Origin of the sequence: Proteus terrae (genome assembly GCF_003144325.1) — a bacterium.
GTDB lineage: Bacteria > Pseudomonadota > Gammaproteobacteria > Enterobacterales > Enterobacteriaceae > Proteus > Proteus terrae.
This window is the reverse complement of sequence record NZ_PENS01000007.1, coordinates 1-13,488: the sequence shown is the minus strand read 5'-3', so window position 1 is coordinate 13,488 and position 13,488 is coordinate 1. Positions and strand designations below refer to the sequence as shown.

General features: G+C 39.1%; 13 protein-coding genes. 10 read left to right on the top strand and 3 right to left on the bottom strand.

The window, feature by feature from the left end; translation table 11 throughout:
- Window positions 1–67 precede the first annotated feature (67 nt).
- From tatA to tatC, 3 genes are read left to right on the top strand one after another with little or no spacing between them, the layout of a single operon-like run.
- On the top strand, window positions 68–337 hold the full coding sequence (tatA, locus tag DK857_RS07770) for a twin-arginine translocase TatA/TatE family subunit (RefSeq protein ID WP_006535549.1): 270 nt from the start codon (window positions 68–70) through the stop codon (window positions 335–337).
- A gap of 3 nt (window positions 338–340) precedes the next feature.
- Window positions 341–856 carry a Sec-independent protein translocase protein TatB gene (gene tatB / locus DK857_RS07765; protein WP_109394564.1) on the top strand — a complete coding sequence of 172 codons (516 nt, stop codon included), beginning with the start codon at window positions 341–343 and terminating at the stop codon, window positions 854–856.
- Window positions 857–859: 3 nt separating this feature from the next.
- Window positions 860–1,645: a Sec-independent protein translocase subunit TatC gene (gene tatC / locus DK857_RS07760; RefSeq protein WP_109401912.1), complete on the top strand. Its 786-nt coding sequence runs from the start codon at window positions 860–862 to the stop codon at window positions 1,643–1,645.
- Between the two features lie 62 nt (window positions 1,646–1,707).
- On the opposite strand, the gene rfaH is transcribed toward tatC, so the two are convergent.
- Entirely contained in the window at window positions 1,708–2,208 is a 501-nt protein-coding gene (gene rfaH, locus DK857_RS07755) for a transcription/translation regulatory transformer protein RfaH (protein WP_109401911.1), read from the bottom strand.
- A 288-nt stretch (window positions 2,209–2,496) separates the two neighbouring features.
- On the opposite strand from rfaH, the gene pepE reads away from it, so the two are divergent.
- From pepE to fre, 3 genes are all read left to right on the top strand, one after another.
- A complete protein-coding gene (gene pepE / locus DK857_RS07750; RefSeq protein ID WP_023583493.1) occupies window positions 2,497–3,222 on the top strand; it encodes a dipeptidase PepE in 726 nt (241 codons plus the stop codon).
- Between the two features lie 120 nt (window positions 3,223–3,342).
- The gene (ubiD, locus tag DK857_RS07745) at window positions 3,343–4,812 is read left to right on the top strand and encodes a 4-hydroxy-3-polyprenylbenzoate decarboxylase (RefSeq protein ID WP_109401910.1); all 1,470 of its coding nucleotides are present in this window, start codon (window positions 3,343–3,345) and stop codon (window positions 4,810–4,812) included.
- Between the two features lie 15 nt (window positions 4,813–4,827).
- Window positions 4,828–5,529: an NAD(P)H-flavin reductase gene (fre, locus tag DK857_RS07740; RefSeq protein WP_109394558.1), complete on the top strand. Its 702-nt coding sequence runs from the start codon at window positions 4,828–4,830 to the stop codon at window positions 5,527–5,529.
- 142 nt (window positions 5,530–5,671) lie between these two features.
- Here fre and fadA read toward each other — a convergent pair whose 3' ends face one another.
- Complete coding sequence (gene fadA / locus DK857_RS07735; RefSeq protein ID WP_109401909.1) at window positions 5,672–6,835, bottom strand: acetyl-CoA C-acyltransferase FadA; 1,164 nt, start codon at window positions 6,833–6,835, stop codon at window positions 5,672–5,674.
- An 11-nt stretch (window positions 6,836–6,846) separates the two neighbouring features.
- Entirely contained in the window at window positions 6,847–9,027 is a 2,181-nt protein-coding gene (gene fadB, locus DK857_RS07730; RefSeq protein ID WP_109401908.1) for a fatty acid oxidation complex subunit alpha FadB, read from the bottom strand.
- Window positions 9,028–9,294: 267 nt separating this feature from the next.
- Here fadB and pepQ point away from each other — a divergent pair, with 267 nt between their 5' ends.
- From pepQ to hemG, 4 genes are read left to right on the top strand one after another with little or no spacing between them, the layout of a single operon-like run.
- Entirely contained in the window at window positions 9,295–10,629 is a 1,335-nt protein-coding gene (gene pepQ, locus DK857_RS07725; protein WP_109401907.1) for a Xaa-Pro dipeptidase, read from the top strand.
- Window positions 10,629–11,249 (top strand): IMPACT family protein, encoded by a 621-nt coding sequence (locus DK857_RS07720; protein WP_109401906.1) that lies wholly within the window; start codon window positions 10,629–10,631, stop codon window positions 11,247–11,249. Before pepQ ends, DK857_RS07720 begins: the two co-directional genes overlap by 1 nt.
- Window positions 11,250–11,274: 25 nt before the next feature.
- Window positions 11,275–12,726: a Trk system potassium transporter TrkH gene (gene trkH, locus DK857_RS07715; protein ID WP_109394548.1), complete on the top strand. Its 1,452-nt coding sequence runs from the start codon at window positions 11,275–11,277 to the stop codon at window positions 12,724–12,726.
- A gap of 20 nt (window positions 12,727–12,746) precedes the next feature.
- Window positions 12,747–13,277 carry a menaquinone-dependent protoporphyrinogen IX dehydrogenase gene (hemG, locus tag DK857_RS07710; RefSeq protein ID WP_109394547.1) on the top strand — a complete coding sequence of 177 codons (531 nt, stop codon included), beginning with the start codon at window positions 12,747–12,749 and terminating at the stop codon, window positions 13,275–13,277.
- Window positions 13,278–13,488: the final 211 nt, after the last annotated feature.

Here is a 13,488-nt window from a genome sequence, read left to right as displayed (position 1 = left end):
TTGAATTCGTTGTATATAATGGGCACTGTTATTAAGTATAACCCCGAAAATAGTTGAGGAACATAAAATGGGCGGTATTAGCATTTGGCAATTACTCATCATCGCTGTCATCGTTGTCTTATTATTTGGTACAAATAAACTGCGCACATTGGGCTCAGATTTAGGTGCATCAGTAAAAGGCTTTAAAAAAGCGATTGGTGACGAAGCTGCAGATAAAGACACCAACAACGCTGAAAAAACAAATAACGACGCAGATTTTGATACTAAAAATTTAGCGCAGAAGACTTCAACAGAAGAGAAGTCTACAACTGAGAGCAAAAATAAAGAGCAGGTGTAAACCGTGTTTGACATTGGTTTTAGTCAGCTGCTATTGGTCATGGTGATTGGTCTTGTTTTTCTGGGGCCAGAACGTTTGCCCGTAGCAGTAAAAACAATTGCTGGCTGGGTAAGGGCGCTACGCTCTTTGGCTGCGAATGTGCAAAATGAACTGACTCAAGAACTAAAACTTCAAGAACTCCAAGAGAGCTTGAAAAAAGTTGAAGAGAAAGCGAATTTGCAAACGCTATCGCCAGAGCTGAAAGCGTCCATGGATGAGTTAAAAGAGGCTGCACAGTCTTTGAAACAAACTTATCAAACACCTACAACGCCAGACTCCACGAAAGAGCAGTCTGTAAAAACCGACTCTACGGAACAGTCACCTTCTGATTTAGCCGCACTTGCTGAAACTGATGAAGTTAATGATGATGCTAATCGCCATAAACCTGTGGCAGAAAGTGTTACAAAGACAGAAGTTCCTGTTACTCAACCAGTAACATTAGAGAAAAAAACAACTGATCAGGTCAATGGTGAGCATTAAAACATGGCAGTAAATGATACCCAACCGCTGATCAGCCATTTAATAGAACTACGCAAGCGTTTGATGTATAGCTTGGTGTCAGTTCTTGTGGTTTTTTTAGCGCTGGTTTATTTTTCTAACGATATCTATCAATTAGTCTCGGCTCCATTACTCGAGAAGTTGCCAAAAGGGTCAAATATGAGTGCGACAGATGTTGCCTCTACATTTTTGACTCCGATTAAATTGACAATCATGGTATCCGTTTTTGCTTCTGTACCTGTTATTCTTTATCAGGTATGGGCTTTTATCGCACCAGCATTGTATAAACACGAACGCCGCTTAATGCTGCCATTACTTGTTTCAAGTACAGTATTATTCTATCTCGGTATGGCGTTTGCTTATTTTGTTGTGTTTCCTCTTGCATTTGGCTTCTTTGTTAATACAACCCCTGAAGGGGTTAACTTTATTCCAGACATCAGTAAATATCTTAGCTTCGTGATGACGCTCTTTATGGCGTTTGGTGCTGCTTTTGAAGTACCTATTGCGATTATTTTACTGTGCTGGAGCGGCGTAACGACACCCGATGCTTTAAAGAAAAAACGTCCTTATATTCTTGTGGGTTCCTTTGTCGTAGGTATGGTATTGACACCTCCAGATGTTTTCTCTCAAACCTTACTCGCAATACCTATGTACTTACTGTTTGAAATCGGTGTCATGGTATCGCACTTTTATGTAGGTAAGGGAAGAAGAGCACCTGAAGAAGAGCTTGAGGAAGCAGAGGCGGAAACTGAAGCAGAACAGCAAAAATAATTTTAGAAACGATTTTCTAAAATAATATGATATTAACCCAGCAATTGCTGGGTTAACTTTATCTAGAGCGACTCTTTTTTAAATTCTTTATTTCCCACCGATTTTTTCACTTCACTATTTAATATATTTAAAAGCAAAATTGAACGGGCCTCACCATCTGGCTCTTGGTATATGGCTTTGATCCCTTGAAAAATACCATCTGTAATTAACACACTGTCACCACTATGAGGCACATTTTCTTCACTATAAATTAGCGAAGAAAGCTGCGGTATTTGCAGTGTGTCAATTACATCTTGTGGAACAGTGACAGGATATTGCCCAAAGCGAACAAATGAATTTACCCCACGCGTTGAGTTAATGGTCGTGGTATGGATCACTTCAGGATCAAACTCAATGAAAAGGTAATTAGGGAAAAGCGGTTCTGTTACGGTAGTGCGCTTTCCTCTTAATACTTTTTCTATGGTTACCATAGGTGTAAAACAGCCCACTTGCTGACGTTCTAAGTGTTCGATAGCTCGAGGGATTTGCCCTCGTTTACAATACAGCAAGTGCCAGTTTTTCATAATAGAGACAATAGGTTAGTTAAATTTAATTTAAGTGATGATAGCAAATTTATAATTAAGGTAACAGTATCTATCAAGGATTAAATAAAAAATAGAGTAACGTGGTTTTATACTGAAAAAAGAACAAAAAAGCCGTGTTTATACGCAATAAAAAGGCTTGTTTTTGTGACTTTCAATTGGATCTCGGATAGAGGTAACAAGTTGACAAAAAAGTGATGGTAAAAACAAGAAAAAGCTTTCAAGATAATTATCTTAGAATTTTGTTTATAATTATAAAGAGGTTCTGTAATGGAAGTTTTTTTATTAAGTAACGGAAAAATTGCCGGGGATCCACGTTGGTTAAGTTATGCAAAAGATAATATCGATAGCATGATTAAAAAACGCGGTATTCGTTCTGCTGTATTAATTGCCTATGCCGTTATTCGTTCCGATCATGATCAACGTGCTCGTGATTTATCTGAAGTGTTAGGTATTGAAGTTACTTGTATTGAACATTTTGATTCAGAAGTTGATGCAATCAACAATGCAGAATGTATTTTAGTCAGTGGTGGTAATACTTGGTTATTAAACCAAATGTTGCATGAAAAAGGATTGGTTGTTCCAATTCAACGTGCAGTACGTGAGCGCAATATTCCTTATATTGGTTGGAGTGCAGGTTGTAACGTTGCAACACCAACAATTCGTACCACTAATGATATGCCAGTACGCTCTTCTGTTATTATGCCTTCATTAGGTTTATTCCCTGTTCAAATTAACCCACATTATATTGATGCTTCTATCAGTGGTCATATGGGTGAAACTCGCGATGAGCGTATTGCAGAGTTTTGCGCCATTAACCCTGAAGAGATTGTTGTGGCTATCCGTGAAGGTAGTTACTTATATATTCAAGGTGAAGAATTACATTATTACAGCGCTAAAAATGAAGGTTTTAAAATCTTCCAACATGGAAAAACATTCCCTGAACAGTTTGATACTAAATTGCTTTCAGAGTGGGTTCCATTCCGCTGTTTATAACCATAGTGAACGCTACTAAATAAAAAGCATTGCATTTTAGTGAGTTATGCGTTTAGCTTATAGCGTCTCAAAGAGGGCATTGGCCCTCTTTTCTTTCACTCACTGGCTCGTAAGATTATGATGAAATACCGCGATTTAAGAGATTTCCTTTCATTATTAGAAGAAAAAGGTGAATTAAAACGTATCACCTATGAAATAGATCCCTACCTTGAAATGACCGAAATAGCGGACAGAACTTTACGTGCTGGTGGGCCAGCGCTGTTGTTTGAAAACCCTAAAGGGTTTGATATGCCAGTGCTTTGTAACTTATTTGGTACACCAGAGCGTGTAGCAATGGGGATGGGGCAAGATGATGTTAAAGCCCTACACGAGGTTGGAAAGCTATTAGCTTTTCTAAAAGAGCCTGATCCTCCGAAAGGTTTTCGTGATCTCTTTGATAAGTTACCTAAATTTAAGCAAGTTTTAAATATGCCAACAAAACGCTTGAATAAAGCCCCTTGTCAGGAGGTGGTTTTAACAGGTGATGATGTTGATTTAACAAAGATCCCTGTTATGCATTGTTGGCCTGAAGATGCGGCGCCTTTGATTACTTGGGGATTAACGGTGACTCGCGGTCCATTGAAAGAGCGCCAAAACCTAGGCATTTATCGTCAGCAAGTGCTGGGTAAAAATAAAGTGATTATGCGCTGGTTATCGCATCGTGGTGGTGCTTTAGATTTTCAAGAGTGGTGCCAAAAACACCCCGGCGAACGGTTCCCAGTTTCCGTAGCATTAGGGGCAGATCCTGCCACTATTTTAGGTGCGGTAACACCTGTGCCAGATACCTTATCTGAATATGCATTCGCTGGTTTATTGCGTGGTAATAAATCAGAAGTTGTAAAATGTCTTTCAAATGATCTTGAAGTACCAGCAAGTGCTGAAATTATTCTTGAAGGTTACATTGAACCCGGAGAATTAGCCCCAGAAGGACCATATGGTGACCACACAGGATATTATAATGAGATTGACTCTTTCCCTGTGTTTACCATTACGCATTTAACACGCCGTAAAGATGCAATTTATCATTCAACATATACCGGACGTCCGCCTGATGAACCCGCAGTATTAGGTGTTGCGTTAAATGAAGTACTTGTTCCGATTTTACAAAAACAGTTTCCTGAAATTGTAGATTTTTATCTACCTCCTGAAGGGTGTTCTTACCGTTTAGCGGTTGTGACAATGAAGAAACAGTATGCAGGTCATGCTAAACGCGTAATGATGGGAGTTTGGTCTTATTTACGGCAATTTATGTACACCAAATTTGTGATTGTTTGCGATGATGATGTCAATGCAAGAGATTGGAAAGATGTGATTTGGGCAATCACAACAAGAATGGATCCTGCGAGAGATACCATTATGATGGAAAATACACCTATTGATTATCTCGATTTCGCTTCACCTGTTTCTGGATTAGGATCAAAAATGGGCCTTGATGCTACCAACAAATGGCCGGGTGAGACAGATAGAGAATGGGGTAGACCTATTGTGATGTCAGATGAAGTTAAGCAACGAGTCGATACTATTTGGGAACAGCTCGATATTCTTAAATAATAACAGAGGAACAACATGGCAATACTGAATTGTAAAGTCTCACTTGTTGAGCCGATGACAGATACGGTTTATCGGGTAAGACTATTACCCGATGGCGAATTTGATTTTCAGGCTGGGCAATATCTTTTAGCGGTTATGGATGAACGTGATAAACGTCCTTTTTCTATTGCATCTATACCTGAAAATAAAGACTTTATTGAACTTCATATTGGTGCGTCTGAACTCAATCTTTATGCGATGGCTGTGCTTGATGTGATATTAGAAAAACAGCAGCTTACCATTGATATCCCTCATGGAAATGCGTGGTTTCAAAAAGAGAGTCAACGGCCTCTATTATTAATTGCTGGCGGTACCGGATTTTCTTATACCCACTCAATTTTATTGGCTGCACTAGCTGAAAATCCACAGCGACCTATTACGATTTATTGGGGCGGAAGAGAAAGCGTTCATCTCTATGATCTTAATGAATTACAAGAATTATCAGAATTGTATACTTCTTTAACAGTTGTCCCCGTGGTTGAACAACCTGATGAAGCATGGCGAGGCCGAAAAGGTACAGTATTAACGGCAATAAGCGAAGATTTTGGTGATTTATCAGAATATGATATTTACATCGCAGGACGATTTGAAATGGCCAAAATCGCCAGAGATCGTTTTTGTAATGAACGCAATGCAGATAAAACACGCCTATTTAGCGATGCTTTTGAATTTATCTGATAACGTTTTACCTCGTTATTATCGATTTTGTTTTTAAAACCATAAAAAAAACCCGCCCCTGACGGCGGGAAAATGGTTTTTAACCATGCAATCGAAAAGAATACTTTCCTAACGATAAGAACGTGGATATACAGATACCGAGTTAAACACGTTCTATAATCGTTGCAATACCTTGCCCTAATCCAATACACATTGTGGCTAAGCCAAATTGCGCATCTTTACGCTCCATAATATTTAATAATGAAGTGGTTATTCGAGATCCTGAACAACCTAAAGGATGTCCTAAGGCAATTGCTCCGCCATTTAGATTAATTTTGTCATCGATACTATCGAGTAAATTCATCTTCTTCATGCAAGCTAATGATTGTGCTGCAAAAGCTTCATTTAGTTCAAAAATATCAATATCACCTAATGTTAATCCTGCTTTTTTCAACGCAATTTCTGTTGCAGGAACAGGGCCGTAACCCATAATTGCTGGATCACATCCTGTCACTGCCATAGCACGAATAACGGCGCGAGGTTTTAAATTATGCTCTTTGGCGTAACGTTCACTGGTGATAAACATGGCGGATGCACCATCAGAGACCGCAGATGAATTACCTGCTGTGACAGAACCAGTCGCGGGATCAAATACAGGCTTAAGTTGCGCTAATTCCTCAAGGCTTGGGTTATAACGAATAACTTCGTCACTTTTTACATTGATAAAATTACCCGTTGCATCGTGGCCATTGATAGCCACTATTTCATGATCAAAATAGCCTTGCTGTGTTGCAAGAGCTGCTAAATGGTGCGAGCGATAAGCAAATTTATCTTGTTCTTCGCGTGAAATTTGGAATGATTTTGCTAGCATTTCTGCTGTTAATCCCATTGAAAATGAGGCCTTAGCAACAGAAAGATTAAGTGATGGATTAAAATCCGCATTATAAGTCATTGGTACATGACCCATATGCTCAACACCACCGATTAATGCTACTTGACTATCACCCAACATAATTTGGCGTGCACCATCATGTAGTGCTTGCATTGATGAGCCACATAACCGGTTAACTGTAACTGCAGGAATCTTGTGTGGAAGTTCAGCCAATAACGCCGCATTACGAGCAATATTAAAACCTTGCTCTAAAGTTTGTTGTACGCAACCCCAAATCACATCGCCGATATCATTAGGATTAATATTAGGATTACGTTTTAGTAGTGCTTGCATCAGGTGAGCAGAGAGGTTTTCCGCTCTGACATGGCGAAATGCACCACCTTTTGAGCGTCCCATTGGAGTACGAATACCATCAATTATGACAACCTTTTCCATTTCATATCTCCTTAAGCGAGTTCTCTGATGTTAACATCTACTTTTGCGGGTTTTGGATAATAGGTTTCATTGCGTTGTGCTTTTTGTTTTAAGCTTTCAGGGATTTGATAAAGTGGCCCTAATGATGCGTATTGCTGTGCATCTGCAACAAATTGCGCTAATCCAACAGTATCAAGGTAACGGAATACACCACCGCGGAAAGGAGGGAAGCCTAAACCATAAACTAATGCAATATCAGCTTCTGCTGGTGAGGCAATAATACCTTCATCTAAACAACGGATAACTTCATTGATCATTGGGATCATCATGCGAGCGATAATTGCGTCTTGGCTAAACTCTTGCGTTTTGCCTGCATTTTGTTGGATAAGTGTTTGAATTTGACCATCAACCGATTTCTGTTTTTTACCTCGTTTATCAACAGAGTAATTATAGAAACCATGATTATTTTTCTGGCCATATCGCTGTTGCTCATATAAAAGGGCAATCGTATCTCGCTCAATTGCGCCCATTCTATCAGGGAAACCTTGAGCCATTACGGCTTGAGCGTGATTTGCCGTATCAATACCAACAACATCAAGTAGGTATGCAGGTCCCATAGGCCAGCCAAATATCTTTTCCATCACTTTATCAACAGCAATAAAATCAGCACCATCTCTTAGTAAGAGAGAGAATCCTGCAAAGTAAGGAAAGAGAACTCGGTTTACAAAGAAGCCGGGACAATCATTAACAATAATCGGTGTTTTGCCCATTTTACTGGCGTAACTGACAATCCGATTAATGGTTTCTTCACTGGTTTTTTCGCCTTTAATAATTTCAACTAATGGCATGCGATGAACAGGGTTAAAGAAGTGCATTCCACAGAAATTCTCAGGACGCTTTAAGGATTTTGCGAGTAATGAAATGGGAATGGTTGAAGTATTGGAAGCAAGGATCGCGTTATCAGCTAATAGTGCTTCTGTTTCTGCAAGCACAGTTGCCTTTACTTTGGGATTTTCAACAACTGCTTCGACAACAACATCCGCATCACTAACAGAGGCATAATTTAGTGTTGGTTGAATAGAGGCGAGAGTTTTCGCCATATCTACGGCACTCATTCGGCCTTTTTCTTGGCGTTTTTGTAACAGGCTTAACGCTTCATTCATACCCAATTCAAGGGATTTGGGGTTAATGTCTTTCATTACAACAGGAATACCTTTTAAGGCTGATTGATAGGATATTCCTCCTCCCATGATCCCAGCACCTAATACGGCGGCCTGTTTAGGTAATTCGGCATGACGTTTTTTCGTGATATTTTTGACGTACTGATCATTAAGGAAAATACCGACTAAGGCTTTTGCAACATCAGTGCGTGTGAGCTTAACAAAGTTTTCAGTTTCGAGAGCCAGTGCCTCATCTCTATTTAGGAAGGCTGCTTTTTCAATAGTTTTTACAGCGGTGATAGGTGCAGGATAGTGAGGGCCAGCCACTTTCATCACCATACCTTTAGCTACACTGAAAGACATTTTATGTTCAAGTTCTGTTAGCCTTAATGGTGCTATTTTTGGATGACGTGCCGCTTTCCAATCAATTTTGCCTTCAATTGCTTGCTCAATTAATGAAATAGCACTTTCTTTTAAATTTTCTAGAGGAACAATTGCTTGGATTAATCCATTTTGAAGTGCTGTTTGAGCATCAACATCTTTACCCGCAGTAATAATTTCTAATGCGTTATCAACACCAATCAAACGAGGAAGGCGTACGGAACCACCAAAGCCCGGCATGATCCCAAGTTTCGTTTCTGGTAAACCGATACGTAAATCAGGAGAAGCAATACGAAAATCAGTAGCAAGTACGCACTCGCAGCCACCGCCAAGTGCATAGCCATTAATCGCGGAAACGGTAGGAACAGGTAAGTCTTCAAGTCGACTAAAAATCTGATTAGAGAAATGTAGCCACTGAGATAATTCTTCTTCAGGGGCATCAAAAAGGGATAAAAACTCAGTAATATCAGCACCGACAATAAAAGCCGGTTTTTCTGAACGCAAGATAACGCCTTTTAGGCCTGGTATTACTTCTAATACCGTTAAAGCCTCGTTTAGCATCGCAACCGTTTTGGTATCTAATTTATTAATAGAACCTTTGGCGTTAAAAATGAGTTCAACAATACCTTGTTTCACCCAATCGGCTTGAATATTTTCGCTTTGATAGAGCATTTGTATTCTCCCTAAATATATAGACTGGTATGACCAGATATTAAGAGTGTGAATACTATGTTAAATAAATGCAAATATTTGATTAAAAAACTGCAAGGGTGATCACAGTGAAATTATTCAACTTATTGAATTTTATGTTGTTGCTTAGTTTGTTAAAAAGAAGGGAGATAAATCGGTAATAATCTATTTTTGTTATGGGGTTAGCCACTAAAAGAGTTGGCGTGTTAAGCTGAATCATTAACAATGAATAAGATAAGGTAATTAATAATGGAAAAATTGCTCTCTCTGTACCAAGAACATATCAAAACTCTACAAAATCGTACTCGTGATGCTTTATCCAGACACCATCTTGATTCTGTATTAATTCATTCTGGTGAACCTATTCGAGTTTTCCTTGATGACAGTGATTATCCTTTTAAAGTGAATGCGCATTTTAAAGCATGGGTACCTGTGACCGATGTACCACATTGCTGGTTATTAGCGGATGGTGTTAATAAACCTAAATTATGGTTCTATTCCCCAGTTGACTATTGGCACAGTGTTGAAGCTTTACCAAATAGCTATTGGACTCATGAAATTGAGTTAATTCATCTTAAAAATGTTGATGATATTCAAAAAGAGCTTGCACCTTATATTAATAAAAATACTGCTTATATTGGCCCAAATACGCAGCGAGCAGAATCATTAGGTGTGAGTATTGATAATATCAACAATCAATCTCTTCTTAATTATTATCATTACTATCGTGCCTATAAAACAGGTTATGAATTAGCTTGTATGCGTGAAGCACAAAAAATGGCCGTCAACGGACATATTGCTGCTCGCGAAGCATTCCAAGCTGGATTAAGTGAGTTTGATATTAATATGGCGTATTTAATGGCAACAGGTCATCGTGATATCGATGTACCTTATGGCAATATTGTCGCCTTAAATGAACACGCTGCTGTTTTGCATTACACAAAGTTAGATCATGAATCACCAGATGAATATCGTAGTTTCCTTATTGATGCGGGGGCAGAGTATAATGGTTACGCAGCCGATATCACTCGTACTTATAGCGCAAAAGAAAATCATGAATTTACTTCTTTAGTTAAAGATATGAATGATGCACAACAAGCGTTGATTGCAACGATGAAAGCAGGTGTGCGTTATACTGAATATCATGTTCAAATGCATCAACGTATTGCTGGATTACTTAATAAGTACGGCATTGTTAAAGGTGTTAGTGAAGAAGAGATGGTGAGCGCTGGATTAACTACACCATTTTTACCTCATGGTTTAGGGCACGCTTTAGGTCTGCAAGTTCATGATGCGGCTGGTTTTATGCAAGATGATAAAGGAACCCATTTAGCAGCTCCTGCAATGTATCCATTTTTACGTTGCACACGTATTGTTGAACCGAGCATGGTATTAACAATTGAACCTGGGTTTTACTTTATCGACTCTCTGCTAGCGCCTTGGAAAGAAGGGAAATACAGTACTCATTTCAATTGGAAACTGATTGAACATTTCAAACCATTTGGTGGTATTCGTATTGAAGATAATATTATTATCCACGATAACAAAATTGAAAATATGACCAGAGATTTACACTTAGCCTGATGAAAGCATATTTGATCCCCGCTGAAACCGTAGAATTCAGTGAAGAAATAAAGAAGAGTCGTTTTATTACATTTATTGCTCACACTGAAGGTATTGATGCAGCAAAAGCTTATATCCAGTCTATTAAAGAGCAATTTCCTGATGCCCGACACCACTGTTGGGCTTTTGTTGCAGGAAGACCCGATGACTCACAACAGTTAGGTTTTTCTGATGATGGTGAGCCAGCAGGTACTGCGGGAAAACCTATTCTTGCACCTCTTTTAGGGAGTGAAATGGGAGAGGTTACCGCAGTGGTTGTTCGGTATTTCGGTGGGATCAAATTAGGAACCGGCGGGTTAGTTAGGGCTTATGGCAGTGGCGTTCAACAAGCATTAAAGCTTTTGCCAACAAAAACGAAAGTGCCACAGTTGCGTTTTTGTGTAGCGTGTGAATATTCACTTGTTTCATTACTTGAACAAGTCGTTGAACAATATCATGGGCAAGTACTTTCAAGTGAATATACTGATAAAGTCACTTTTATACTTTCATTGCCTGCTGTGCATAGCGGTGAAGTTGAAGTTAAACTACGAGATATAAGTCGTGGCAGTATGCAATTAATCCCGTTAGATAAAAATGAATAATCTTTGCTACCAAGGAAATCGCTAAATGCATTTTCGTTCAATAACCCGTATTGTCGGACTGCTTGTTATCTTATTTTCTGTCACGATGATCATTCCCGGTATTGTCGCATTAATATATCGAGATGGTGCAGGGCGTGCATTTAGCCAAACATTTATTGTTGCATTGATCATTGGATTAATGCTGTGGATCCCCAATCGACAGAAAAAAAGTGAGCTTAAGCCTAAAGAAGGCTTTCTTATTGTTGTCTTATTTTGGACGGTACTGGGTAGTGTAGGGGCATTGCCGTTTATCTTTTCTGAACAACCTCACCTTTCTATTACTGATGCCTTTTTTGAGTCTTTCTCTGGACTGACTACGACTGGTGCCACGACGCTTGTGGGGCTAGATTCATTACCTAAAGCTATTTTGTTTTACCGCCAAATGCTCCAATGGTTAGGCGGGATGGGGATCATTGTATTAGCTGTCGCTATTCTTCCACTTTTAGGTGTTGGGGGCATGCAGTTATATCGCGCAGAAATGCCAGGGCCATTGAAAGATAATAAAATGCGCCCTCGAATTGCAGAAACAGCGAAAGCACTTTGGCTTATCTATGTCTTATTAACCATCATTTGTGCCTTAGCATTATGGATTGCAGGTATGGATGTGTTTGATGCTATTTCTCATAGCTTTTCAACTATTGCAATTGGTGGGTTTTCTACTCACGATGCCAGTATCGGTTATTTTAACAGCCCAACCATTAATATCATTATTGGTATATTCCTTTTGATCTCTGGTTGTAACTTTGGTTTGCACTTTGCCGTATTAACGGGAAGAAGCTTAAATATCTATTGGCGTGATCCTGAATTTCGTATGTTTATCTCAATTCAATTAGGATTAGTCATTATCTGTAGCGGTATTCTATGGCTTTATTCTGTATATGACACAGGGTGGATAACTATAAATCAGGCTTTTTTCCAAGTTGTCTCTATGGCGACAACGGCAGGTTTTGCCACGGATAGCTTTGCACAATGGCCTGCATTTTTACCTCTTCTATTATTATGCTCGGCATTTATTGGTGGCTGTGCAGGATCAACGGGTGGGGGGCTGAAAGTCATTCGTATCTTGCTTTTATTCCTACAAGGGAATCGTGAATTAAAACGTCTTGTTCACCCCAATGCGGTTTATACCATCAAACTTGGTCATCGAGCATTACCTGAACGCATTATTGAAGCCGTGTGGGGATTCTTCTCTGCTTATGCGTTGGTATTTATTATTAGCTTAATGTTGTTGATAGCGACAGGTGTTGATGAATTTTCTGCATTTTCTGCTATTGCAACCACATTAAATAATCTTGGCCCTGGATTAGGTATTGTCGCTGACAACTTCACGACAATGAATCCAGCTGCAAAATGGATACTTGTCGTGACAATGCTATTTGGACGACTAGAAGTTTTCACACTATTGGTTTTATTTACCCCAACGTTTTGGCGTGATTAACCTAATACAAGGAGTAATGTATGAGCGCACTATTGCTGTATTGTAGTACCGATGGTCAAACTAAAAAGATAATGATGCAAATTGCGAATGAATTAAGGCAACATGGTCATGAATGTGATGTGAGAGATTTAACCTCTGTTCAGCAGAGTTTAAATTTGTCTGCTTATAGTAAAGTCTTAGTCGGCGCTTCTGTCCGCTATGGTTATTTTAATAAAGTCCTCGATAAATTTATTACTCGCCATCTTACACAGTTAAATAATATGCCGTCAGCATTCTTTGGCGTTAATCTTACGGCAAGAAAAGCTGAGAAGAATACACCAGAGACTAATTCCTATATACGTAAGTTCTTAGATAAGACGCCTTGGAAGCCAACCTTAACAGGTGTATTTGCCGGTGCTCTTTATTATCCTCGTTATAAATGGATTGATAGAGTCATGATCCAGTTAATTATGAAGATGACTAAAGGCGAAACTGATCCAACAAAAGAAATTGAATATACGGATTGGAATAAAGTAAGCGAATTTGCGACGTATTTTGCCAAAATTGAGTGATATTTAAACTTTACTGTGGGGTTTTTATACGTCTTGTTGGAGTTTTGAACGAACAGAAAATTATTTTAAAAAAAACACTTGCGCTAATCCGGGAACTCCCTATAATGCGCATCCACTGACCGACGATGAGCTGACAACAGCCACGAAGGACAGCGAAGAGAAAAGAAAAAAGTTTGAAAAAACTCTTGACTCTTCAGAGGAATAACGTAAT

Coding starts and splice junctions, on each gene's coding strand:
- ubiD (WP_109401910.1), top strand. CDS start 3,343: ATGAAATACCGCGATTTAAGAGATTTCCTTTCATTATTAGAAGAAAAA.
- trkH (WP_109394548.1), top strand. CDS start 11,275: ATGCATTTTCGTTCAATAACCCGTATTGTCGGACTGCTTGTTATCTTA.
- fre (WP_109394558.1), top strand. CDS start 4,828: ATGGCAATACTGAATTGTAAAGTCTCACTTGTTGAGCCGATGACAGAT.
- rfaH (WP_109401911.1), bottom strand. CDS start 2,208: ATGAAAAACTGGCACTTGCTGTATTGTAAACGAGGGCAAATCCCTCGA.
- tatC (WP_109401912.1), top strand. CDS start 860: ATGGCAGTAAATGATACCCAACCGCTGATCAGCCATTTAATAGAACTA.
- DK857_RS07720 (WP_109401906.1), top strand. CDS start 10,629: ATGAAAGCATATTTGATCCCCGCTGAAACCGTAGAATTCAGTGAAGAA.
- hemG (WP_109394547.1), top strand. CDS start 12,747: ATGAGCGCACTATTGCTGTATTGTAGTACCGATGGTCAAACTAAAAAG.
- pepQ (WP_109401907.1), top strand. CDS start 9,295: ATGGAAAAATTGCTCTCTCTGTACCAAGAACATATCAAAACTCTACAA.
- fadA (WP_109401909.1), bottom strand. CDS start 6,835: ATGGAAAAGGTTGTCATAATTGATGGTATTCGTACTCCAATGGGACGC.
- tatA (WP_006535549.1), top strand. CDS start 68: ATGGGCGGTATTAGCATTTGGCAATTACTCATCATCGCTGTCATCGTT.
- fadB (WP_109401908.1), bottom strand. CDS start 9,027: ATGCTCTATCAAAGCGAAAATATTCAAGCCGATTGGGTGAAACAAGGT.
- pepE (WP_023583493.1), top strand. CDS start 2,497: ATGGAAGTTTTTTTATTAAGTAACGGAAAAATTGCCGGGGATCCACGT.